The following is a 23,155-nucleotide window of genomic DNA, read 5'->3' as shown; positions in this document are numbered from 1 at the left end:
AATCCCCGGCTCTCGAAGCCATGGCGCCGCACAGGCGCGTTCCGCGTGATCGTCCGCCCCCGCCCCCACTGGATCCACCTTCTCTTCGTGCGGCGCGGATCGCTGATCCGGCTGATCTGGCAGCAGCAGCTGGCCATCGTGCTGCTGTCCTGCGCGGTGGTCTGGGTGCATGGCCAGCTCTTCGTCTTCAAGGTCACGCTCAACGCCAGCCCCTTCTCGCTGATGGGCGTGGCCATGGCGATCTTTTTGGGCTTTCGCATCAACGCCAGCTACGACCGCTGGTGGGAGGCGCGCAAGCACTGGGGCGCGCTGCTGGTGGAGTCGCGCAACCTGGCGCGGCTGGTGCTGTCGGCGGCCGCGCCGCAGGTGGATGCGCGGCCCTTCGTGCTGGGGCTGGCGGGTTTCGCCGCCACCGCACGCAACCAGCTGCGCGGCCGGGCCGCGGCCGATGGCACGCAAGGTCTCTTGCCTGCAGAGCTGCAACAGCAGCTGACGGGCGCCCGCTCCGCGCCCACGCTGGTGCTGCTGTGGCTGGGACGCTGGCTGCAGGTGCAGCGCGCGCCGCTGCAGATCGACGGCCACCGCATGCAGGTGATGGACGGCTCGCTCAATGCACTCTCGATGGCGGTCGGCAGCTGCGAGCGCATCGCCAACACCCCCCTGCCCTTCACCTACTCGGTGATCCTGCACCGCAGCGCCTATGTGTACTGCGCGCTGCTGCCCTTCGGGCTGGTCGACTCCATCGGCTGGATGACACCGCTGGTGGTGGCCTTCGTGTCCTATACCTTCTTCGCGCTGGAAGCCCTGAGCGACCAGATCGAGGAGCCCTTCGGCCTGGCCGACAACGACCTGGCCCTGGACGCCATGGCAGCCGGCGTGGAAGCCGGCCTGCGCGAGATGCTGGGCGACACGCCCGCGCCCGCGCCGCGGCCCGACGCCGAGCTGGTGCTGCACTGAAACCGGGCGGCCGGACTATCCACCGCGCCTGTGCATAAGTTTGTGGACCGGCACCGGAGCAAGTGCGCCAAAGCGTGGCCCGGCGCGGCCTGCGACACGATGCCCAAAATTCAGGCAGCGGTGGAAGCGAAACCGGGCGACGCCAGCAGCCACTGAACGAACACCGCCGCCTGCGGCGCGGCATCCGGCGCCAGGCCCAGGTAGTAGCGCTCCAGCGGCAGGCGCTGCGCGGGCAGCGGCGCGAGCAGCCGGCCGCGCGCCAGGTCCTGCCCCAGCAGCGACAGCGGCGCGATCGCCAGGCCCAGCCCGTCGGCCGCGGCCTGCAGCACCAGGTGCAGATGGTCGAACTGCAGCCGCCCGGCCGGCTTGCCGCGCCGCCAGCCGGCCACCGCCAGCCAGTCGTCCCAGTCGCTCCTGCGGCTGCGCGCCGACAGCAGCACATGGGCTGACAGGTCGGCCGCCCTGGCCAGCGGCGTGGCGGCCAGCAGCTCGGGCGAGCCGACCACCACCGCCCCATCCTCCAGCCAGGGCTGCACCTGGATCGAGGGCGGCCAGCCCTGCAGGCCGCGCCGCACGGCCACATCGAAACCCTCTTTCGCCCGCCCCGGCGCGGCGGTGCTGGTGACGACCTGCGGCTCGATGCCGGGATGCCGCGCCACGAAATCCGGCAGCTGCGGAATCAGCCAGCGCACCGCGAACGAGGGCCGCACATTCACCCGCACCGCCTGCGGCGCCGTCGTGCGCGTGAAGGCCGCCGCCGCCAAGGCGATCTGCGCCAGCGCCGCCGAAGCCTCGGCGAAAAAGGCCTGGCCGGCCGAGGTCAGCACCACCTGCCGGATGCGGCGCTCGAACAGCGCGGTGCCCAGGAAACTCTCCAGGCTCTTGACCTGCCGGCTCACCGCGCTGTGGGTCACATGCAGCTCGACGGCGGCACGGGTGAAGCTCTGGTGGCGTGCCGCCGCCACGAAGGCACGCACGGCGTTGAGGGGCGGGAGGCGATCCGTCATGCGTGCGATTTTTGCACGCATGCAGCACCAGGAAAGTCGTTTGCCAGGAAGGCCGCGCCGGCCGAGCATCGGCCGCCCATGACCAGCACGACCCAGAGCACCCCACCCCTCGAAGACCACCAGGCCGACCGCGACTCGCGCCATGCCGCCATCGCGCTGGGCACCACGCTGCCGGGCGACACCGTGCTCTACCTGCTGCTGCCGATGTTCGCCGCATCCTTTGGCGTGAGCCTGGCCGAGGCCGGCCTGCTGCTGGCGGCCAACCGGCTGGTGCGCATCGCGGGTTATGGCTGGGTGGTGCGTTTCTACGCCCGCCATGGCGACCGGGCCACCTGCCTGCTGGCCGTGCTGGCCGCCGCCGGCTGCGCGCTGGGGTATGCGACGCTGTCGGGCTTCTGGTGGCTGCTGCCGCTGCGCCTGGTGTGGGGGCTGTGCTTCGCGGCGCTGAACCTGGTGACGCAGGCGCTGTCCACCGCGCTGGCGCGCAACTCGGCCTCGCGCTCCGGCCGCTCGCGGGCCTTCATCGCGGCCGGGCCGGTGCTGGCCCTGCCCGCCGGTGCGCTGCTGACGCAGTACGCCGGGCCGCGGGCGATCTTCCATGTGCTGGCTGTAGTCGCCCTGTGCGGACTGCTGGCCGCGCACCGCCTGCCGCGCGGCGTGGAGGCCCTGCCGCCGCCAACGCGGCGCGGCCCGCGCTTGCCCAATGCGCTGGACAGCTGGTCCTTCCTGGAAGGCTTCACGCTGGACGGCCTGTTCATCATCGGCCTGTCCTTCCTCGGCCAGGAACTGCTGCCCGGCGGCGCGGTGCTGGCCGCAGGCGTGCTGCTGGCCCTGCGCTACGGCGGCGAGATCGTGCTGAGCCCCCTGGGCGGCCGCATGGCCGAGCGCTGGGGCGCGGAGCGGCTGCTGGTGGCCATGTCGCTGCTGACCTGCGTGGCGCTGGTGGGCTTCGGCTGCGGCTGGCTGTGGAGCTGCGCGGGCGCCATCGTGGTGCTGCGGGCGCTGCAGCTGCCGCTGATCGCACCCATCGTGGCGCACCGCTATCCGGGTCCAGCCCGGGTGCAGGCACTGGCGGCGCGTTCGGTGTGGCGCGACATCGGTGCGGGCACCGGGCCGCTGGTGGCGGGGCTGATGTTGCCCATCGTGTCCTCGGCCTGGCTATACGGCATCTCGGCGGCCTTGCTGGCGCTGGCCGCCCTGGCCTGCGGACGGGAGTCGCGCGGCCGGGCGGCGGCCTGATTCAGTCCGGCGTGGGGCCGGGCACGAGCACCGATTCGCCGATGGCGTAGAACTGCCCGCCGGCGATGTAGTGCAGGCTGCGCAATGCGCCCGGCGCGGTCTGGAAATGCCAGTGCCCGTCTCGGAACACACGCTCGTCGGCCCAGGCGCCGACCACCTCGCCGATGAACAGGTCATAGGTCTGCTGGTTGTGCGGCTCGGGCAGCAGCCGGCAGGCCAGCCAGGCGGAGCAGCCCTGCACGAAGGGCTGGTCGAAGCCCTCCAGTTCGAACAGTTCGACGCCCGTGTCGGCCAGCTTGCGCGGCTGGTCGTGCAAGCTGCGGGTGCCCACCGCCTGGGTCAGCCGCGCCTGGGCCAGGGTCGGCACCTGGATCACGAAAGTACCGCTGGCCTCGACCAGCTCGCGGGTGCGGGTGGCCTTGTCCAGCACCACGGTGAGTTTGGGCGGCGCGAAGTCCAGCGCGCAGGCCCAGGCGGCGGCCATCACGTCGTCGGCACCTCCATGGCGGGCGGAGACCAGCACGGTCGGGCCATGGTTGAGCAGGCGGTAGGCCTTGGACAGTTCGACGGGCTGGAGGTGGGGCGGCTGCATGCGCACAGGTCCTTTCGTTGGCAGGGCCGGGCACTATCGCATCCCCGGGCCACAATCGCAGGACCATGCAAGCAAGCGACACCGCCTCCATCCGCGACTGGCACGCCCATGTCTATTTCGATGCCGACAGCCGCGATGCGGCCTGGGCGTTACGCGAGAGGATCACCGCCGAACTGGCAAGCATGGTCCAGATCGGCCGCTTTCATGAGAAGCCCGTAGGCCCGCATCCGATGTGGATGCTACCAGCTGGCGGTACCCACATCCGCCTTTGCGGAGGTCACCAGTTGGCTGGCGCTGAACCATGGCGCGCTGGATGTGTTCCTGCATCCCAATACCGGCGATGGGCTGGGCGACCATCGGGACAGGGCTTTGTGGATCGGCCGCTCGTATGCCCTGAACCTGGCCGGTTTCGGCGATTGAAGCTGGCTAGCGCGACGCAGCGGTCTGCAGCAGGGCCTTCGCAGCCTCGATACGCAAGGCGAGGTCCACCGATTCGTCGTCCATGACCTTCTGCAGGAAGCGGCGGGGATCGTTGGCGGGCAGGGGAACATCGGTCGTCACCAGCGGGCCGGGCTGGACCGCCAGGGCCGACGAGGCTGCGGGCGCCAGCAGCGCCATCGCATCCTCGAAATTGCTGCGGCTGATCGAACGCATGGTGCGCAGCAGCGCGGCCTGGCCCTCGTTGCCGGGCGGGATATCGAGCCAGGGTGTTTCCTCGAAGACCGGCGCCAGGTCCGGCGCGATGAAGGCCGACCAGTTGCCCGAATCGCCCTGCAGGGCCGGCACCGGCGGTGGCGCCATGCCGTCGCGGGCCGAGGGGAACATCCGCAGCCGGCGCACATCGACATCGGCCAGGAAACGCGCGGCCAGCCCTTCAAGGAAAGCATGGCCGCGCGCCATGCCGACCGGCTGCACCAGGGAGAACCACAGCTGCAGCCCGTCGGTGCCCGATACCGCGATGGCCGGGGCCGGCAATTCCAGCTCGGCCTGCACGCCTTGCCAGACCCGGGACAGCACGCCCCAGCCCGGCGCACGCGCCAGCTCCAGCACCAGGCAACGGTGGGCATCCCGCGGCGCCGCATCGCCCTCCCCTTCGCTGGCCGGGGGCAGGAGGTAAAGGCGGCGCAGTTCGGACTGCAGTGGGTTCATGGCGTGTCGGCTCGCGGTGGAAGTGGCGGCCGACTCTACCCGCTCAGTGCGCGGCGGCTCCGGCGGCAACACCGTCCAGCGCCGTCATCACCTCGGCCGACAGTTCCAGGCCGCCCGCCGCCAGGTTCTCGCGCAGATGGCCCAGCGAGGAGGTGCCCGGAATCAGCAGGATGTTGGGCGAACGCTTCAGCAGCCAGGCCAGCGCCACCTGCATCGGCGTGGCGCCCAGCTGCGTCGCCACCTCCGACAGGCCCTGCGACTGCAGCGGGCTGAAGCCGCCCAGCGGGAAGAAGGGCACATAGGCGATGCCGTCCTTCGCCAGGCTGTCGACCAGGGCGTCGTCGCTGCGGTTGACCAGGTTGTACTGGTTCTGCACACACACGATGGGGCAGATGCGCTGGCCCTCGGCGATCTGCGTGGTGGTCACATTGCTCAGGCCGATGTGCCGCACCAGGCCGCGCTGCTGAAGCCGGGCCAGGGCGCTCAGCGGCGCCTCGATCGAACCTTCGGCCGGGCCGTGCACATCGAACATGGCGCGCAGGTTGACCACCTCCAAGACGTCCAGACCCAAGTTGCGCAGGTTGTCGTGCACCGCCTTTTCCAGGGCCTCGGCCGAGAAGGCCGGCAGCCAGCCGCCCTTGTCGTCGCGCACCGCGCCGACCTTGGTGACCAGGGTCAGGTCCTGGCCATAGGGATGCAGCGCCTCGCGGATCAGCTGGTTGGTGATGTGCGGGCCGTAGAAGTCGCTGGTGTCGATGTGGTTCACCCCCGCTTCCACCGCGGCACGCAGCACGGCCAGGGCGGCGGCGCGGTCCTTGGGCGGGCCGAACACGCCGGGGCCGGCGAGCTGCATGGCGCCGTAGCCCAGGCGTTTGACCTGGCGGCCTGCGAGGAGATAACTGCCGGATTTCTGGATGTCGCTCATGGTGTCTTGCCTTTCGGATGGGATGCGGCCCAGTCTAGGTTTCGGGGCTCTGTGCGATAAGCCCGTCGTTTCCGCACGGGCTGTGCTGAAATCCGCACGATGCAAGCTGACCTCGGTGACCTCCATGCCTTTGTCGCCGTGGTGCGCGCCAAGGGCTTTCGCGGCGCGGCGCGGCAGAACGGGCAGAGCGCCTCGGCCGTCAGCGAGGCGGTGCGCCGGCTCGAAACCCAGCTCGGCGTGCGCCTGCTCAACCGCACCACCCGCAGCGTGCTGCCGACCGAGGCCGGCCAGCGCCTGCTGGAGCGCCTGGCGCCGGCCCTGGGCGAGGTGGAGGCGGCGCTGGACGTGGTCAATGCCTTTCGCGACCGGCCGGCCGGCACCCTGCGCCTGAACGTGCCGGTGAGCGCCGTGCGCCTGGTGCTGCCGGCCATCGTGCCGGGCTTCCTCGCGGCCTATCCGGACATCGTGCTCGACATCATTGCCGAGGACAGCTTCGTCGATGTGCTGGCCGCTGGCTGCGACGCCGGCATCCGCTACGACGAGCGCCTGGAGCAGGACATGATCGCCGTGCCCATCGGCCCGCGCCTGCAACGCTTCGCCTGCGCCGCCTCGCCGGGCTATCTCAAGCAGTTCGGCCGGCCGAAGCATCCGCAGGAGCTGCTCAAGCACCGCTGCCTGCGCATGCGTTTCCACAGCGGCGCCATGCCGGCCTGGGAGTTCGAGAAGGCTGGCGAGAAGCTGCAGATCGAGCCGGTCTCGCGGCTCATCGTGCAGTCCGGCGCGGCGGTGGACCTGGCGGTGGAAGCGGCCATGGCCGGCTCGGGCCTCGTCTACCTGTTCGAGGACTGGCTGCAGCCGCACTTCGACAGCGGCGCGCTGGAGCCGGTGCTGGAGGGCTGGTGGCCGCAGTTCTCCGGGCCCTTCCTCTACTACCCCGGCCGGCGTCTGCTGCCGGCGCCGCTGCAGGCTTTCGTGGATTTCGTGCGGACGCATCCGACCACACGCTGAGCCATCAGCGGCGCATCAAGCCGCCTTCTTCTTCTGGACCACCGACCGGGGCGAAGCCTTCCTGGCCGGCGCCTTCTTCGCGGCCGCCTTGGCGCCGCCCTTCAAACTGCGCTGCAGCAGCGCCGTCAGGTCGATCACCTCGCCGCCGCCTTCCGGTTCGTCCTCCTCCGGCTGCAGCACCGTCTCGGTCTTGCCGGCCTTGACCTTCTGGTCCACCAGCTTCATGACCTGGGCGCGGAATTCGTCCTTGAAGTCTTCCGGATCCCACTTGCCCGTCATCTCCTTGACGAGCTGGGTGGCCATCTTCATCTCGGCCGCGCTGAAGCCGGCCTTGCTGCCTTCGGGCGGCAGGCTCAGCGTGTCCAGCGTCTTGACCTCGTCGCCCCAGCGCAGCAGGTTGAGCACCAGCGCCGGGCCGGACGGCACCAGCGCGGCCAGGTGCTGTTTGGTGGAGATGACCACCTTGGCCAGGCCGATCTTGTTGGTCTTGACCAAGGTCTCGCGCAGCAGGGCGTAGACCTTGTCGCTCTTGTTGACCGGCGCCACGTAATAGGGCCGCTCCAGGAAGACGAAGGGGATGTCGGTGGCGTCGATGAAGCGGTCTATGGCGATGGTCTGGGTGGTGCGCGGGAAGACCTTCTCGATCTCCTCCGGCGAGATCAGCACGTACTTGCCCTCGGCGTATTGAACGCCCTTGACGATGTCGTCCTTGTCGATCTCCTTGCCGGTCTTCTTGTTGATGCGTTTGTAGCCGACCGGGTCCATGCTGCGTTTGTCCAGCCAGTCGAAGTCCACGCCCTGCTCCACCGAAGCGGTGTGCAGGCCGACGGGGATATGGACCAGGCCGAAGGTGATGGCACCTTTCCAGAGGGTACGACTGCCAGTTGCCATGAGGATCCTCGCTGCGCCGGGAGGTCCGGCAGGTTGGCGGCCAGTGTGCGGGCCGGCCGTTGCGCGGGCTTGTAGGTGGGGCCGGCAACAGGCGGTCAGCCGGGTGCTGATACGGTCTGATGCAGTCGCGGGGACCCGGCCGTCTAGGCTGTGCGGATGAAGACCGAGCTGCGCCGGATTGCCGTGTATGTGGACGAAGCCGAGGGCGGTTTCGTCTGGGTATTGATCGAACAGGAAGAGGACACGTGGCGGCCGCTGGACCGCGCCGACCGCGCCCTTGCGCACTACGGCGATGCGATGGCCAAAGGCCTGCTGGCGCTGCAGGCTCTGGTGGAAGACCTGGACGCCGGTCCCCGCACGGCAGACGACGCCCCCGGGAACGATGAGCCGGCCGAGGACGACGCGCCGAGAAAACCCGGCGCCTTCGGCTTCGGCCCCGCGCGCTAGGCCTGGTAGCCGATCAGCTTCATCGCCTTGGTCAGCGCCTTGGTCGCCTTGGCATAACCGGCCCAGGGTTCGTTGCCCTTGTCCAGCCGTGTCTGCGCGCTGCGGATGGTCCAGTGGTCGCCGCCCTTGAGTTTGCCCAGCTCGTCCCAGCCCACCGGCACCGAGATGCCCAGCCCCGGCCGTGCCCGCGCCGACCAGGCGCAGGCGGTGGTCGCGCCCAGGCCGTTGCGCAGGTAGTCGATGAAGATCTTGCCGACCCGGTTCTTCGGCCCGCTCTTGGCCACGAAGAGCTGCGGCAGGGTCTGGGCCATGTGCTGCACCACCGCCTGCGCGAAGCCCTTGGCGCTGTCCCAGTCGTGCTGGCGCTTGATCGGCACGACGACATGCAGGCCCTTTCCGCCGCTGGTCTTCAGAAAGCCCGGCAGGCCGAGCTGCTCCAGGAACACATGCATCAGCTCCGCGCCCTTCTTCACCTCGGACCAGGCCACGCCCTCGCCCGGGTCCAGGTCGAACACCAGCCGGTCGGGAAACTCGAAGCTGCTCGCCACGGTGTTGAGGGTGTGGAACTCCACCACGTTCCACTGCGCGGCCGACAGCAGGCCCTGCGGGCTCTCCACCTCCAGCATCGGCGGATGGCTGGCGTAGAGCGCCGGATCGAGCTGGCGGATGCCGGGCAGCTTCTCGGTCTCGGCATGCTTCTGGAAGAAGAGCTGGCCGCCGACACCCGCCGGCGCCCGCACCAGCGAGACCGGCCGGTCGTGCAGGTGCTCCATCATCAGTTCGCCGACCAGGGCGTAGTAGCGCACCAGCTCCACCTTGGTGATGCCGGTGCTGGTGTCTATCACCCGCTCGGGGTTGGTCACCCGCAGGCGGGTGGACAGCGCATGGGATGCCTCGGCCGGCCGCGCCACGGGTTGGGCCTTGGCCTTGGTTTTCTTGGGCGCGCTGGCCGCCTTCTCGCGCACGATCTCGCTGGCCGGCTTGTCCGTCCTCAGGCCGTGGAAGACCGAATGCCGGATATGGCCGCTGGAGGTCCACTCGCCGAAGGTCACCTCCGCGACCAGCACCGGCTCCACCCAGTGCGGCTTGCCGACCATCGCGACCTTGGCCGCGAAGGGCGACTTGGTGGCCGGCACCTCATCGAGCCGCGCGCGGATCTCTTCGAGCGAACGGCTGTTGAAGCCGGTGCCGACATTACCCGCATAGACCAGCTTGCCGTCCTCGTCATGCACTCCCAGCACCAGCGCGCCGATGCCGCTGCGCGAGCCCTTGGGATCGGTCCAGCCGGCGATCACGAACTCCTGCCGGTGGCTGCATTTGAGTTTGATCCAGTCGGCCGAACGCGAGGAGCGGTAGACCGAGTCGCGGCGCTTGGCGATCACGCCCTCCAGCCCGATCTGGCAGGCCGAGGCGACGATGCTCTGAGGCGGGGCGTCGAACACATCGCTGAAACGCACCTGCTCCGATGGCCGCTCCGCCAGCACCTGCTGCAGCTGCTCGCGCCGGCTATCCAGCGGCAGGCCACGCAGGTCGCGGCCGTCGAGGTAGGGGGCGTCGAAGACGAAGAAGACGATGTCCGCGGTCGATTCCGCGTCGAAGGCGTTCTGCAGCGCGCCGAAGTCGGGCACGCCCTTGTCGTTGAGCACCACGATCTCCCCGTCATACCAGCCGCGCAGCAGCTTCATCTTCTTGAGCGTGGCGTGCAGGGAGGCGAGCTTCTTTGTCCAGTCGTTGCCGTTGCGGGTGAAGAGCTGGATGGACTTGCCATCCACCCGGGCCAGCAGGCGGTAGCCGTCGAACTTGATCTCGTAGACCCAGTTCTCCGGATCGCGCGGCGGGCCTTCCACCAGGGTGGCGAGCTGGGGCGAGAGTTTGGCGGGCAGCTCGGCCTTGGGCGCTTCAGCTGCTGCCGGCGCAGGCTTGGGGCTGGCGGCGGCGCTCGTCGGCGCGGGCAGGCTGGCCACGCTGTCCGGGTACTCGTCCACCACGCTGAACTCGGCCGCCGGCTTCATGTAGCCGTCCTTCTCCTTGATCAGCAGCCAGGCTTCCTGCTTGCTGGACTGCCGGTTCTTGATGCGGATCAGCGCCCATTTGCCCAGCAGCTTGTGGCCGTGCAGTTCGAACTTGAGGTTGCCGTCGCGATAGCCCTGCTCCGGGTCGCCGATGGGATGCCAGGTGCCCTTGTCCCAGATGATGACCTTGCCCGCACCGTACTGCTTCGCCGGTATCTCGCCCTCGAAGGAGGAATACGAGATGGGGTGGTCCTCCACATGCACCGCCATGCGTTTGTCGGCCGTGTCGTAGCTCGGGCCCTTGGGCACGGCCCAGCTCAGCATCACGCCGCCGAGCTCCAGGCGGAAGTCGTAGTGCAGGCTGCTGGCCCAGTGCTTCTGCACGACGAAGCTCAGCGCCTCGCTCCCCTCGTCGCCGCCCTCGGCCGGCTCGCTGGTGATGGCGAAGTTGCGTTTGGCCTTGTAGCGGTCGAGTTTGTCCGGCGCAGCCATGCGGGGACTCCTGTCTGGACGAAAGGGTTGAAATGCGGGGCAGGCGGCCTGGAAAAGGCCACCTGCCACCGGCATATCACTCTGACGCAAGGCAGGAGAGGCGCGCCGCTTGGGCAGCGCCGTCGGCGCGTAGGAAAACGCCGCGTGCGCTGCCTGGCCCGCGGACCGCGCTCAGGCGCGGCCGAAGGCGCCGCGGCGGCGTCCGATGAACCCCACCAGGCCCAGGCCGCCCAGCAGCATCGCCAGGCTGGCGGGTTCCGGCACGGCGCTGACGGTGGTGTAGGTGCCGTCGAAGCGCAGGCTGGTCTTCAGGCCGTCGATGGTGGTGTTGGCCAGCAGCGTGGCGAAGGCGGTGTTGCCGCTGTAATCGCCCAGCAGCCGGAAGGCGTAGAGCGGCGTGCCGTCGGCGCTCTGGCCGACGATGCTCAGCGTGGCGGTGGAGGCGATGGTGCCGAGCGAGGCGAAGGTGAGCGAGGAAGTGCCCAGGTCGATGCTCGAACTGCGGCCCAGGCTCAGGCTGGCGAAGGTCTGGTTGGAGCCGGCGCCGGACAGCACCAGGGTGCCGCCTTCGAGGTCCAGGCTGCTGGCCGAGGACAGCGTGTTGGCCGAGGCCAGCTGCAGCACGCCGCCGCTGCTCAGCACCGTGGTGCCGGTGTAGCTGCTCTGGCCGGACAGCGTGGTGGTGCCGCTGGCCACCGTGACCGTGTCGAAGTTGGCGATCGAGCCGGCGTAGGCGAAGCGGTTGCCGCTGCCGATGTCCAGCGTCATGGTGTTGCGGCCGCCGGCGCCGCCGTCGATATTGCCCAGGATGCTGGCCGAGCCGCCGCTCACGGTGAGCGAGTTGCCGCCGCTGCCCATGCTGATGGCCTTGCCGCTGCTGGAGCCGTCGATCAGGCCGCTGTTGGAGATGACGGTCCGGTCCAGGCCGGTCTGGATGGCCGCGTCGCTGCTGCCGCCGCCGCGGATGGTGGCGCCGGCCGCGTTGTTGATGGTGACCGTGTAGCCGCTGGCCAGGCCCTTGGCGACGATGGCCGAGCTGTTCTGGCCCTGGATCAGGCCGCCGGACTGGTTGACGACCAGCGCGTTGCCGTAGATGCCGTCGCGCTTGCCGGCGTTGATGCCGGTGGTGATGTCGTTGCCGGTCAGGGTGATGCCGATGCCCAGCGCATTGGTGTTGCCGGCCGCCACCAGGCCCCGGATGACGCCGGAGTTGGTGATGCTGCCGCCGCCCACGCTCATGCCCTCGCTGAAGGCCAGGCCGCTGCCGGCCGCGCTGAAGGCGTTGAGCGACTGGATGGTGCCGGTGTTGACCACCGTGACCAGGCCGTCCACATCCACCCCGTCGCCATCGCCGGTGATGCCGTTGCCGCTGATGGTGCCGGCGTTGGTGACGTAGACCATCTCCTTGGCGTTGAAGCCGTCGATGTTGATGCCCGAGCCGTTGGAGCCGCGGATCACGCTGTTGAAGCTGTTGTTGACGGTGGCGCTGAAGACGCTGGTGGCGTTGGCCGCGCCGCCGGTGATGCCGTGGCGGCCACCCACGATGCTGCCGGAGTTGTTGATGAGCGCGCCGGAGTTGCTCTGCATGTCCACCCCGTCGCTGCTGCTGCCGGTGGTGGTGGTCGATTCGATGGTGCCGAAGTTGTTGACCACGCCGTTGACGCCGGTGCGCACCGCGTCCGCTTCGGTGGCGCGCATGCTGCCGTAGTTGTTGACGATGTTGGCGCCGGAGGTGATGGCGTTGAAGTCGACCACCTGCGCGCCGCCGCCGGAAGCATTCGACGAGATCATCGAGCCCCAGTTGTTCAGCGTGACGCTGGCGCTGGCCTTGTTCATCTGGATGACGTCGTTGTCGGCGGTCTGCATCACGGCGCTCGCATTGGTCGCGCTGCCGTTGTTGACCGTCAGCCCGGTGACGCCGGTGTTGTCGCGCACGATGCGGCCGCTCTGGTTGCCCATGGCGGTGGTGCCGGTGGTGCTCATGGTGCCCAGGTTGGTGATGGTCGCGCCATTGCCGGTGACGGTGGCGGCGTTGGCGCCGGCGCCTACCGTGAGCGTGGCGCCGGACTGCACCGTGAGGGTCTGGTTCTTGACCACCGACTGCGCGGCCGTGCTGTTGCCGGTGATCGTGATGTCGGCGGCGTGGGCGCCGGCGGCACCGAACACCGAGGCCAGGGCCATGGCCAGCGGCAGCAGAAGGAAGGAAGACGGGGCGTGGACGCGAGACGATGACATGGGGACGGGTTCCTGGGAAAAGACAGCCCCTCGTCTCGAAGCGGACGCACGGGCGCTAGGCGCGCCCGGCGTTCAAGCTCGGCATACAAGCACTACGCACGCAGGACACACTGTCAAAAGTTTGTCCCGGATCCGTGTATCTATTGTGACAATCGCGGCGATAGGTCCGCGCTATTCATGGTCCCCGGCCCGCGTCAGTTCAGCAGGGCCTCGACATCGCCCACCGCGAGTGTCTCCATCGCGTAACGGCGGCAGTGATCCAGGTAGGCGCGTTCGTGCAGGGCGATCAGGTCCACCGTGCTGTTCCACAGCCAGGCCGGCGCGTCCAGGCTGCTCCTGCGCCCGCGTCCCAGCTCGGTCCTCCAGCGCTGGCGTTCGGCCTCGTTCATCTGCCGGGCATGGGCGCGGCCGACCACATGGGCCAGGAAACGGGCGGCGCGCATGGCCTCGCGCTGGTCGACCCGTTCGAACTCCAGCTTCAGGTCCTGCGGCAGCAGCTCGCGCAGCACCACCGCACGGCCCAGCACATGGGCCGCGGCCATGCGGCCGCCGAGGTTGGGCGACATGCGCTGGGCGCCGTCCATCACCCGCAGGCCGTTGTCGCGCGGCTGCCCGGCCGATGCGGCGCGCGGCGCGGCGGCCTTGATGGCCTCCTTCACGTCGATCAGGCAGATGTCCTGGCCGGTGGAGGCCTGGCCGCCCACGTCCAGCAGCACCGCGTAGCGCAGGTTGCCCAGCGAGCTGCAGCCCTTCATCCAGTACGCCACGTCCAGGAACTGCACCTTGGCATCGCTGTCGCGGTTCTTCAGCCGGGCCACCAGCGCGCTGACCACCTCGTCGTCGAACAGTTCGCGGATGGCCTTGCGCTCCTTGCCGGACACCGGCCAGAAGCGTTTGCCCAGCGGTATCGCCACGGTCTTGCCCTGGGTGCGTTCCTCGGCCAGGTGGCGCCAGGTGCGCTGCTGGGCGCTCTTCAAGGCCACCTGCACGGCATCGGGGCGGGTGTGTTCCTGCAGTTCGTCGGCCGGGTCGAAGGCGGATTCGTAGCCTTCGGCGATCTGCTCGACCATGCGGGCGGTGACCACGCCGGGCAGGTCCGAACTGCGCGCGGCCATGGACAGCGACAGCGCCAGGCGCACGAGGTCATGGGCCGGGTTGCCGATGACGGTCTGGTCGAAATCGCGCACCTGGATCTTGGCCTTGCCCCTGGCGTTGGCGATGGGCCCGAGGTTGCCGACATGGCAGTCGCCGCAGATCCAGATCGAGGGACCTTCCGGCAGGGTGGTGCCGGCGCTGTCCAGCCACTCGTAGAACTTGAGGGTGTTGCCCCGCACATAGGCGTGGGCGGAAGTGGCCATCTTGAGGTTCTTGGCCTTCAGCAGGACGGGCTGGCGCAGGTCGGGCGCGGGAGGGAGCGAGCGGGCATGGTGGGTCACGGATCGGGCCTTGTTATCGTCGTTTTGCACGACCTTAAGTCCCGGCCCGGCGCTGCCGCGTAGGTGCCGCTCACCCTCCGTCTGTCAGTGGGCTAGCCGGCCGCCACGTCCTCGAACCGGTGCACGCGGTTGCGGCCCTGGTGCTTGGCGCGGTAGAGCGCCTTGTCGGCATGGTGCAGCAGCTGCATGTGGCTCAGTCCCGGCTCGAAGGAGGCCACGCCGATGCTGACGGTGAAGGGCACCGGCTGGCCGTCGCCGTCGGCCACGCAGTGGCCGGCCATGGCCAGGCGCAGCTTGTCGGCCAGGGCCATGGCGCCACGGCCGTCGGTCTCGGGCAGCAGCAGCACGAACTCCTCGCCGCCCAGGCGCGCGGCGATGTCCACGCCCTGGCGGATGCCCTGGCGGCACAGCTCGGCCGCCGCGCAGATCACATGGTCGCCGACCAGGTGGCCCCAGCGGTCGTTGATGTCCTTGAAGCGGTCGATGTCCACCAGCAGCATGGCCAGGGCATGGCCGTAGCGCTCGGCGCGCTTGCATTCGCGGGCGGAGCTTTCCATGAGCGTGCGGCGGTTGGCCAGGCCGGTCAGGGCATCGGTGGCGGCCAGCAGCTCCAGCGAGGCGATCAGCCGGTGCAGCTGCTGGTTCTGTTCTTCGAGCTGGCGGTAGATGTCGGCCAGCTCGGTCTCGCGGCGCTTGCGCTCGTCGATGTTGAAGGTGACGCCGACGAAACGCTCGCCGGGCCGGCCGCCCTCGCCTTCCATCACCCGGCCGTGGTTGGCATACCAGACCCAGTCGCCGGTGCGGGCGCGCAGGCGGAATTCGCAGCGGTAGTCGGCCGTGCTGCCCGCGAGCAGTTCGCCGAGCGCGGTGCCCAGCCGGTCGCGGTCATCCTCGTGCACCAGGTCGAGGGAGTTGGCCACCAGCTGCGGCACCTCCTCGTCGGGATAGCCCAGTTCACGGAAGGTGCGGGCGGCGTGCTGGATCACCTCGCCGGTGACCAGGTTGTTCTCCCACAGGTCGAGCCCGGCCGCATCCAGGGCCAGCTCCAGGCGCTCCCGGTCCCGGTCCCGCTGCGACATGGCCATGGCCTAGGCGCGCGGCGGCTGGCCGCCGGGCACGGCGTTTTCGGCGACAGTGAAAAAACCTCTCGGGCGGATACGGTGCTTCGAAGCCTGGGTCATCGCAAAGGTCGGCAAAAGATCGGATCTGACTGTCTCTGTGCCGGGACCTTACGGCAATTGGTTACCAATTGCAATGAAATGCCCGGCTCACCCGCTCTGCCTTGCCAGGGCCAGCAGCTCCGCGTTGAAGCGCGCCGGGTCTTCGTGGAAGCTGCTGTGGCCGATGCCGGGATAGAGCGACAGCCGGGCCTGGGGCACCAGGGAGACGGTGTATTCGCTCATGGCCACGGCCGAGATGCGGTCCCGGTCGCCGTGGGTGACCAGCACCGGCACCTTGAGGCGGCGCAGGGTGTCGTCGTAGTTGGCGGGCCGGCCGGCCAGCAGCTTGCGCACGGCCACCGGGCACTGCGCATTGAAGCGGCGCATGGCTTCGAAGTCGGCATCGCCGGGCTGCTTCTCGAAGCAGGCGCGCAGGAAGGCGGCATCGGCCTGCGGCACCAGCGCGGCGTCGTCGGACAGCATCGGCCCCATCAGCCGCGCGGCGCTACCCTGGCCGAAGGGCTGGCCGGTGGAGGTGGCGGCCACGTAGTCGAGCGCGCCGACATCGCCGTCGCCGAAGACCGAGAGATAGTCGTTGAGCACCCGGCCGCCGTAGGACCAGGCGACCAGGGTCGGCTTGGCCGCGCCGCTGGCCTGGATCACCGACTGCAGGTCCTGCGCCCATTTCCGCGGGTCGTGGTAGGCCTCCTTGGCCAGCGGCTTGCCCGAATCGCCATGGCCGCGCAGGTCGAAGGCGATCAGGCGCAGCTCGCCCTGCAGCTCGGGCGCCTGGAGCTGGCGCATCCAGCTCTCGTGGCTTTGCGCGAAGCCGTGGATGAAGATCACTGGCCGGCCGCGCGGGTTGCCGCTTTCGAAGACGGCCAGCGGCACCTGGTCGCTGGCCGACGAGGTGACGGTGCGCTGGCGCAGCACACCGCCGCCGCCCTGGGTGGCGCAGCCGCTGGCCAGCCAGGGCAGCGCGGCGGCGCCGGCCAGGACCTGGAGCAATTGCCGCCGACGGGGACCGTGTCCGGTGGTCATGCCATGCCCCTTCAATCGACCTGTGCGCCGGAGACCTTCACCAGCTCGGCCCACTTGGCCACCTCGCGCTGCGAGAAGGCGGCCAGGTCCCTGGCGGGCACCTCGCCCTTCTCCACGCCCTGGCCTTGCAGCTTGGCCTGCACATCGGCGTCGGCCAGCGCCCTGGCCCCGGCCTCGCGCAGCCGCGCCAGCACCGGCGCCGGTGTGCCCGAGGGCGCATACAGCATGAACCAGGCGACCAGGTCGAAACCGCCGCCGACCTGCTCGGCCACCGTCGGCACATTGGGCGCCGCGGCGCTGCGCTGCGCGCCCGATGCGCCGAGCGCCCGCAGCTTGCCGGCCTTGATCTGCGGCAGCACGGCGGCCGGGTGGTAGAACATGAAATCGACCTGGCCGGACATCACGTCCGACAGCGCCAGGCCGCCCTCCTTGTAGGGCACATGCACCATCTCGCCGCCGAGCTTCTGCTTGAGCAGCTCGCCCGCCAGATGGCCCGAGGTGCCGCTGCCGGCGGAGGCGAAACCCAGCCCCGGCGCCTTCTTCGCGGCCGCCGCCAGGTCCTGTAGCGACTGCAGCGGCGAGCCGGCACCCACCACCAGCAGGGTGGGAGTCTGGCCGACCAGGGCGATGGGCGCGAAGTCCTTGATCGGGTCGTAGCTCAGCTTGCGGTAGAGCGTCTTGTTGATGGCATGGGTGCCCACCGTGCCCATCACCAGGGTGTAGCCGTCGGCCGGGGCGCGCGCGGCCAGGTCGGTGCCGATGGTGCCGCCGCCGCCGGCGCGGTTCTCCACGACCAGCGGCTGGCCCAGGCTGCGGCCCATGGCGTCGGCGACCACCCGGGTCACGGTGTCGGTGGAGGTGCCGGGGCCGAAGGGCACGATCAGCCGGATCGGCCGGGTGGGAAAGGCGCTGGTCTGCGCCATGGCGGGAAGGCCGCTCGCCAGGCAGGCGGCCACGGCCGAAAGCAGCGCCAGGCGGCGCTTCGGGTTCTGGTTCTTCATGTCTTGTCTCCTCGTCTTGTTGTCGCTGTCGATTCTTTGTCTAGGCTGGCATCGCGCCGTCGTATCGCACCTCGCGGGTGGCTTGATAGGACAGCGCAAAGCCTATGGTCTGCTCCAGCTCCTCGTTCAGGTGTGCGATCAACCCCGCCGTGCGCGCCAGGATGGGCACGCCCTTCAGGGCGCCCAGCGGGAAGCCGATGCCCAGCAGCACGGCCGGGATCGCGGCCGAGACATTGAGCCGCAGGTCCTTGCCCAGCACCGAGGGCAGCTGGCGTTCCACCGCCTCGGCGATGTCGATATAGCCGGTGCCGCCGCCCTGCTCCCGTGCCACCTGGAACAGCGCGTCCACCCGGGCATCGCGCTCCTTGTGCAGCGGATGACCGTAGCCGGGGATGGCGCGGCGGTCGGCGCGGTATTGCTGCAGCACGGCGAGCGCCGCGTCGTCGATCGACAGGGCCTCGTCGCGGGCCTTCTGCTCGACCTCCACGAACAGCCGGCCTGCCGTCTCCGATGCGCCCAGGATCACCGAGCCGCAGCCCAGGATGCCGGCCGCCACCGCGCCCTGCAGGGCATCGGGCGCGGCCGCCAGGGTCATGCGGCTGGCCTGCACGCTGGGCACCAGGCCGTGTTCGGCGATGGCCACCAGGGTGGCGTCGAGCACCGCTGTGGCGGCGGCGTCCGGCCGGCGGCCGGTGACCAGCAGGTGGAAGTAATCGGTGAAGGAGATCTTGCCGATCAGGTCGCGGCTCAGGTCTTCGCCGCGCACCACGATGCGGTGTTCGTCCGAGGTGCTGATGGCGGTGTGGGGAACGGTGGCCTTGCCGATCTTCATGTGCTGTCTCTTTCTTTTCTGGGGGATGCGGTTTCTTCAGGCGGGCTGGCGGCGGGCGGCGAGCGCCGCGCGGATCTCGGCATCGTGTTCGCCCAGGGTGGGCGGCGGCGTCACCTGGCGGTCGCGCACGCCATCGAAGCTGACCGGCGAACGCACGGTGCGCCAGCGGCCGATTTCGGGGTGATGGCCCTCGATCTCGATTTCCATGTGTTTGGCCTGCGGGTCTTCCAGGGCCTCGCTGGTGTCGTACATCGGCGCATGGGGCACGTCCTCGGCCTGCAGGCGTTCGCACCAGTCGGCCCGGTCGCGGGCGCGGAACAGGTCGGACAGCAGCACGATCAGCTCTTCCTGGTGGGCGATGCGGGCGTTGCGGTCGGCGAAGCGCGGGTCCTGGAAGAGTGCGGGCCGCTCGATGGCGCGCGCCAGGCCCTGCCAGAACTTCTCCGGCGAGGACATGTGCAGCGCCACCCATTTGTCGTCGCGGCAGCGCAGGGTGTAGGACTGCGAGACGCTGGGCCGGCTGTACGGGCCCATCACCTCGCCCTCGGCGAAGTAGTGGGTGAAGGCATCGAGGTTGAAGTGGCACATGGCCTCCAGCATCGACACCTCCACCTTGCGGCCGACACCCGTGCGGCCGCGCTCCACCAGCGCGCCCAGGATGCCGTAGGCGGCATAGAAGCCGGTGAGCGCATCGGCGATGGCCGGGCCCACCACCCGCGGGTTGGCCGGGTTCACCAGCAGGTTCAGGAAACCGCTGGCGGCCTGGGCCACCGTGTCGTAGGCCGGCCGGCCGGCGGCCGGCCCGGTCTGGCCGAAACCGCTGATGGCGCAGTAGACGAGGCGCGGGTTCAGCGAGCGCAGCCGGCTCTCGCCCGCGCCCAGGCGCTCGGCGGCGCCGGGGCGGAAGTTCTGGATGTAGACGTCCGCCCCGGCGATCAGCTCATCGAAGACCTTGGCGTCATCGGCGTTCTTGGCATCGAGCGTGAGGCTGCGCTTGTTGCGGTTGTAGGTCTGGAAATGCGGGCTGTAGAGCCCGCCCTGGAAGGCGCGGAAGGGATCGCCCGCGCCCGGCTGCTCCACCTTGATCACGTCGGCGCCCAGGTCGGCCAGCAGCATGCCGGCGGCCGGTCCGGTGATGAAGGTGCCTTGCTCGATGATGGTGATGCCCGCCAGTACCTTGTGGGTCACGCTGCCCCTCCTTGTGTGTCTCCGTTGCGATGGGAGCGGAGCTTAGGGGGGCGCAAGCGAAGGTCAAAATGATGAATTCCACTGCACATCAGTGATGCCATCGATAGGAGGCGAGGAACACCCATGGAGCTTCGACATCTGCGCTACTTCATCGCCGTGGCCGGCGCGCTCAGCTTCACCCGCGCGGCGGAGAAGGTGCACGTCACCCAGTCGACGCTCTCGCACCAGATCCGCCAGCTCGAAGCCGAGCTGGGCCAGGCCCTGTTCGACCGCATCGGCAAACGGGTGGTGCTGACCGAGGCCGGCGATGCCTTCCTGGCTTATGCGCAGCGCGCGCTGCAGGAGATCGACCAGGGCATGGCCGAGTTGAAGAGCGCGGCCCGGTCCATGACCGGGGTGCTGCGCATAGGCACTACCCACACCTTCAACCTGGCGCTGCTGCCGGACTGCGTGGCGGTGTTCCTGCAGCGCAATCCGACGGTGAAAGTGATCGTGGAGGAGCTGCCCGCCGATGCCATCGCCCGCGGGCTGGAAGCCGGCCAGCTGGATTTCGGCATCGCCTACAAGCCCGATGCGCCGGGCGGCCTGCGCTTCGAGCCGCTCTTCAACGAGGAGCTGGTGCTGGTGGTGGCCGCCGGCCATGCGCTGGCGCGGCGCAAGCGCATCCGCATGATCGAGCTGCACCAGCAGGACCTGGTGCTGCTGCCGGCCACCTTCTCCACCCGGCGCCTGCTGGACGACTGCTTCGCCTCGGCGCAATGCGAGCCGCGGGTGATCGCCGAGATGAACACCGTGGCCGCCATGCTGAGCATGGTGCGCAAGCTGCCGGTCGGCACCATCGTGGCGGCGCATGCGCTGCCGGCGCTGGCCGAGCTGCGCATCGTGCATCTGGAGAGCCCCACGCCGGTGCGCACGCCGGGCGTGCTGTTCCAGGAAGGCGTCGTGCCCGGGCGGGCGGCGCGGGCCTTCATCGGCCTGCTGCGGCGGGAGGCCCTGGCGGCGGGAGAGCCCGTCCCGCTCAGGAAGGCAGGTCCAGCACCTTCCGGACCTGCGCGGCCAGCTCCTCGACGGTGAAGGGCTTGCCGATCAGGTGCACCCCCGCATCCAGCACGCCGTTGTGGACCACGGCGTTGCGGGTATAGCCCGTGGTGAAGAGCACCCGCAAGCCGGGCCTGCGCCGCAGGGCCTCGTCCGCCAGCTTGCGGCCGTTGATCTCCGGCATCACCACATCGGTGAACAGCAGCGAGATCTCCGGATGCGCATCCAGCAGCCGCCAGGCGGCGACGGCGCCATCGGCCTCCAGCACCCGGTAGCCCAGCTCGGTCAGCGCCTCGACGGAGAACTGCCGCACCGCCGGCTCGTCCTCCACCACCAGCACGACTTCCCGAAGATCCCCGCGCGGCAGATCCTGCACCGGCTCGGCCTCGGACTCCTCGACCGGGACGGCCAGCAGGCGCGGCAGATAGACCTTCACCGTCGTGCCCTCTCCCAGCTCGGAATAGATCTTCACGTGCCCGCCCGTCTGCTTGACGAAGCCGTAGACCTGGCTGAGCCCCAGCCCGGTGCCGCGCCCCACCTCCTTGGTGGTGAAGAAGGGGTCGAAGGCCTTGGCCACCACGTCGGCCGGCATGCCCGAGCCGGTGTCGCTCACCGCGATCAGCACGTACTGGCCGGGCGCCAGGCCCAGGTGCTCGGCGGCGTAACGCTCGTCCAGGTGGCAGTTGGCCGTCTCGATGGTGAGCCGGCCGCCTTCGGCCAGGGCGTCCATCGCATCGCGGCCGTTCACCGCCAGGTTCAGGATCACGTTCTCCAGCTGGTTCGGATCGGCATGGGTGCGCCACAGGCCGCCGGCCAGCACCGTCTCCAGCCGCACCGCGCCGCCCAGCGAGCGCTGCAGCAGGTCCGACATGCCGGCCACCAGCTTGTTGGCATCCAGCGGCACCGGCCGCAGCGGCTGCTGGCGCGAGAAGGCCAGCAGCCGCTGGGTGAGCTGGGCGGCGCGCCGGGCGCCGTCGCGGGCGGCGTCCACATAACGTTTGGCGCGCGGGTCGGTCGCGCCGAAGCGGCGGTCCAGCAGGTCGAGCGAGCCGATCACCACCGCCAGCATGTTGTTGAAATCGTGCGCGATGCCGCCGGTGAGCTGGCCCACGGCTTCCATCTTCTGCGACTGGCGCAGGGCTTCCTCCATGCGCAGGCGTTCCGCCACTTCCTGCGCCACCCGCTGCTCCAGCGAGTCGTTGAGATCGCGCAGCGCGTTCTCGGCCCGGCGGCGCTGGGTGCCGTCCAGGAACAGCACCGCCACCTGGCGGCGCTCCACCGGCTCGATGCGGAAGGCCGACAGCTCCAGGTAGCGGCCGGTGCGCTCCAGTTCGCGTTCGAAGCGGATCGGCGTGCCGCTCAGCAGCACATTGCGGTAGGTCTCCACCCAGGCATCGGCCTCGGCCGGCACCATCTCGCGCACCCGCTGGCCCACCACGTCGGCGATGCCGGCATTGGCCAGGTAGGCCGGGTTGGCCAGGATGTGGATGTAGTCGCTCATCGGGCCTTCGGGCCATCGAGGAATTCGATGACGCAGAAGCCCTCGTCCATCGAGTCGAACAGGGTGCGGAACTGCCGCTCGCTCTCGCGCAGGGCGAGTTCGGCGGCCTTGCGTTCGGTCTGGTCGCTGGCGGTGCCGAACCATTCGGCGATCTCGCCTTCGGCATCGAGCACGGGCACGGCGCGTGAATGGATCCAGCCGACGCTGCCGTCGGCCTTGAGCACCCGGTGCTCGATGGCCAGGGCCTGGCGCGCCTGGATCGCCGCGTGGATGGCCTGCTCGACGGCCGGCCGGTCATCGGGGTGCAGGTAGTCGTCCATCCAGCGGGTGCTGGGCGTGGCGGTTTCGGCCATGAAGCCCTGGCCCTTGATCTCGAGCATGCAGCGCCAGTCGGGGCTCATGCGGTAGAGCACATTGGTGCTGGCCAGGGTCAGCGCCTGCAGGCGCGACTCGCGCTCGGCCAGGCGGCGCTGGTCGAGCACCCGACCGGTGGTCTCCCAGACGGTGCAGGACAGGCCGCGCACCGCGCCCAGGTCGTCGCGCAGCGGCAGGTAGGAGAAGGTGAACCAGGCCTCTTCCAGCCGCCCGTCGCGGTGCACGGCGAGCGCCATGTCCTCCCGCGCCAGCGCCTGGCCGCCCAGGGCGGCCTGCACCAGCGGTTCCACCTGCGGCCAGATCTCGCCCCACACCGACTCCAGCGGCGCACCCAGCGCGCCGGGATGCTTGCCATGCAGCATGGAGGCATAGGCCTGGTTGTAGACCATGGAGAGCTGCGGGCCCCAGGCCAGCCACATCGGCACCGAGGAATCCAGCAGCGTGCGCACTGCCTGGCGCAGGGGGCGCGGCCAGCTGACCGTGGGGCCGAGCGGCGAGGCGCTCCAGTCATGGCCGCGCAGCTGGGCGGCCATGGCGGAGTCGCCGAAGGGAAAGATGGGAGCCGGAGGCGGCGGGGCGGCATGGCCCGCCTGCGTGTCGCTGTCGTTCATGGTGATGTCTGTGGCCGG

Annotated in this window: 20 protein-coding genes and 1 pseudogene; 6 read left to right on the top strand and 15 right to left on the bottom strand. The window is 69.7% G+C overall.

The window, feature by feature from the left end:
• Positions 1-45: 45 nt before the first annotated feature.
• Positions 46-957 (top strand): bestrophin family protein, encoded by a 912-nt coding sequence (locus GT347_RS20975; protein ID WP_160554045.1) that lies wholly within the window; start codon positions 46-48, stop codon positions 955-957.
• Between the two features lie 110 nt (positions 958-1,067).
• Here the strand turns inward: GT347_RS20975 and GT347_RS20970 are convergent, their stop codons facing one another.
• Positions 1,068-1,964, bottom strand: a complete 897-nt coding sequence (locus tag GT347_RS20970; RefSeq protein ID WP_160554044.1) for a LysR substrate-binding domain-containing protein — start codon at positions 1,962-1,964, stop codon at positions 1,068-1,070.
• Positions 1,965-2,042: 78 nt separating this feature from the next.
• Between GT347_RS20970 and GT347_RS20965 the strand changes: the two genes are divergently transcribed.
• Positions 2,043-3,203, top strand: coding sequence for an MFS transporter (locus GT347_RS20965; RefSeq protein WP_160554043.1), 1,161 nt, complete (start codon positions 2,043-2,045; stop codon positions 3,201-3,203).
• A 1-nt stretch (position 3,204) separates the two neighbouring features.
• Here GT347_RS20965 and GT347_RS20960 read toward each other — a convergent pair whose 3' ends face one another.
• Positions 3,205-3,795 (bottom strand): flavin reductase family protein, encoded by a 591-nt coding sequence (locus GT347_RS20960; protein WP_160554042.1) that lies wholly within the window; start codon positions 3,793-3,795, stop codon positions 3,205-3,207.
• Between the two features lie 65 nt (positions 3,796-3,860).
• Between GT347_RS20960 and GT347_RS20955 the strand changes: the two are divergent.
• Positions 3,861-4,215: pseudogene (locus GT347_RS20955) on the top strand (DOPA 4,5-dioxygenase family protein).
• 6 nt (positions 4,216-4,221) lie between these two features.
• Here the strand turns inward: GT347_RS20955 and GT347_RS20950 are convergent.
• Together GT347_RS20950 and GT347_RS20945 are read right to left on the bottom strand one after the other, a co-directional pair.
• The gene (locus GT347_RS20950) at positions 4,222-4,944 is read right to left on the bottom strand and encodes a hypothetical protein (RefSeq protein ID WP_160554041.1); all 723 of its coding nucleotides are present in this window, start codon (positions 4,942-4,944) and stop codon (positions 4,222-4,224) included.
• A 43-nt stretch (positions 4,945-4,987) separates the two neighbouring features.
• Positions 4,988-5,869 carry an aldo/keto reductase family oxidoreductase gene (locus tag GT347_RS20945; RefSeq protein ID WP_160554040.1) on the bottom strand — a complete coding sequence of 294 codons (882 nt, stop codon included), beginning with the start codon at positions 5,867-5,869 and terminating at the stop codon, positions 4,988-4,990.
• 99 nt (positions 5,870-5,968) lie between these two features.
• On the opposite strand from GT347_RS20945, the gene GT347_RS20940 reads away from it, so the two are divergent.
• Positions 5,969-6,877, top strand: a complete 909-nt coding sequence (locus GT347_RS20940) for a LysR family transcriptional regulator (protein WP_160554039.1) — start codon at positions 5,969-5,971, stop codon at positions 6,875-6,877.
• 15 nt (positions 6,878-6,892) lie between these two features.
• On the opposite strand, the gene ku is transcribed toward GT347_RS20940, so the two are convergent.
• Positions 6,893-7,768 (bottom strand): non-homologous end joining protein Ku, encoded by an 876-nt coding sequence (gene ku / locus GT347_RS20935; protein WP_160554038.1) that lies wholly within the window; start codon positions 7,766-7,768, stop codon positions 6,893-6,895.
• Positions 7,769-7,924: 156 nt separating this feature from the next.
• Here ku and GT347_RS20930 point away from each other — a divergent pair, with 156 nt between their 5' ends.
• The gene (locus GT347_RS20930) at positions 7,925-8,215 is read left to right on the top strand and encodes a hypothetical protein (RefSeq protein ID WP_160554037.1); all 291 of its coding nucleotides are present in this window, start codon (positions 7,925-7,927) and stop codon (positions 8,213-8,215) included.
• Here the strand turns inward: GT347_RS20930 and ligD are convergent.
• The 8 genes from ligD to GT347_RS20890 form a co-directional block, all read right to left on the bottom strand.
• Positions 8,212-10,719: a DNA ligase D gene (gene ligD, locus GT347_RS20925; RefSeq protein ID WP_160554036.1), complete on the bottom strand. Its 2,508-nt coding sequence runs from the start codon at positions 10,717-10,719 to the stop codon at positions 8,212-8,214. The two genes, GT347_RS20930 and ligD, sit on opposite strands and share 4 nt — an antisense overlap.
• A 171-nt stretch (positions 10,720-10,890) precedes the next feature.
• A complete protein-coding gene (locus GT347_RS20920) occupies positions 10,891-12,954 on the bottom strand; it encodes a beta strand repeat-containing protein (protein WP_160554035.1) in 2,064 nt (687 codons plus the stop codon).
• A 194-nt stretch (positions 12,955-13,148) separates the two neighbouring features.
• Positions 13,149-14,390 (bottom strand): DUF2252 family protein, encoded by a 1,242-nt coding sequence (locus tag GT347_RS20915; RefSeq protein ID WP_229722414.1) that lies wholly within the window; start codon positions 14,388-14,390, stop codon positions 13,149-13,151.
• A 92-nt stretch (positions 14,391-14,482) separates the two neighbouring features.
• Positions 14,483-15,469, bottom strand: coding sequence for a GGDEF domain-containing protein (locus GT347_RS20910; protein WP_160554034.1), 987 nt, complete (start codon positions 15,467-15,469; stop codon positions 14,483-14,485).
• A gap of 189 nt (positions 15,470-15,658) precedes the next feature.
• A complete protein-coding gene (locus GT347_RS20905) occupies positions 15,659-16,591 on the bottom strand; it encodes an alpha/beta fold hydrolase (protein WP_160554033.1) in 933 nt (310 codons plus the stop codon).
• Between the two features lie 11 nt (positions 16,592-16,602).
• The gene (locus tag GT347_RS20900; RefSeq protein ID WP_160554032.1) at positions 16,603-17,592 is read right to left on the bottom strand and encodes a Bug family tripartite tricarboxylate transporter substrate binding protein; all 990 of its coding nucleotides are present in this window, start codon (positions 17,590-17,592) and stop codon (positions 16,603-16,605) included.
• Positions 17,593-17,632: 40 nt separating this feature from the next.
• Positions 17,633-18,424: a citryl-CoA lyase gene (locus GT347_RS20895; protein WP_160554031.1), complete on the bottom strand. Its 792-nt coding sequence runs from the start codon at positions 18,422-18,424 to the stop codon at positions 17,633-17,635.
• 36 nt (positions 18,425-18,460) lie between these two features.
• The gene (locus GT347_RS20890) at positions 18,461-19,540 is read right to left on the bottom strand and encodes a CaiB/BaiF CoA transferase family protein (protein ID WP_229722937.1); all 1,080 of its coding nucleotides are present in this window, start codon (positions 19,538-19,540) and stop codon (positions 18,461-18,463) included.
• 195 nt (positions 19,541-19,735) lie between these two features.
• On the opposite strand from GT347_RS20890, the gene GT347_RS20885 reads away from it, so the two are divergent.
• Positions 19,736-20,686, top strand: a complete 951-nt coding sequence (locus tag GT347_RS20885) for a LysR substrate-binding domain-containing protein (protein WP_160554029.1) — start codon at positions 19,736-19,738, stop codon at positions 20,684-20,686.
• On the opposite strand, the gene GT347_RS20880 is transcribed toward GT347_RS20885, so the two are convergent.
• The gene (locus GT347_RS20880) at positions 20,631-22,151 is read right to left on the bottom strand and encodes an ATP-binding protein (RefSeq protein ID WP_160554028.1); all 1,521 of its coding nucleotides are present in this window, start codon (positions 22,149-22,151) and stop codon (positions 20,631-20,633) included. The two genes, GT347_RS20885 and GT347_RS20880, sit on opposite strands and share 56 nt — an antisense overlap.
• Complete coding sequence (locus tag GT347_RS20875) at positions 22,148-23,137, bottom strand: PAS domain-containing protein (protein ID WP_160554027.1); 990 nt, start codon at positions 23,135-23,137, stop codon at positions 22,148-22,150. The genes GT347_RS20880 and GT347_RS20875 overlap by 4 nt, the downstream gene beginning before the upstream one ends.
• Positions 23,138-23,155 lie beyond the last annotated feature (18 nt).

The organism is Xylophilus rhododendri (assembly GCF_009906855.1).
GTDB lineage: Bacteria > Pseudomonadota > Gammaproteobacteria > Burkholderiales > Burkholderiaceae_C > Xylophilus > Xylophilus rhododendri.
Note: the sequence above shows the minus strand (reverse complement) of the source record. Positions and strands in the feature narration are given on the sequence as shown.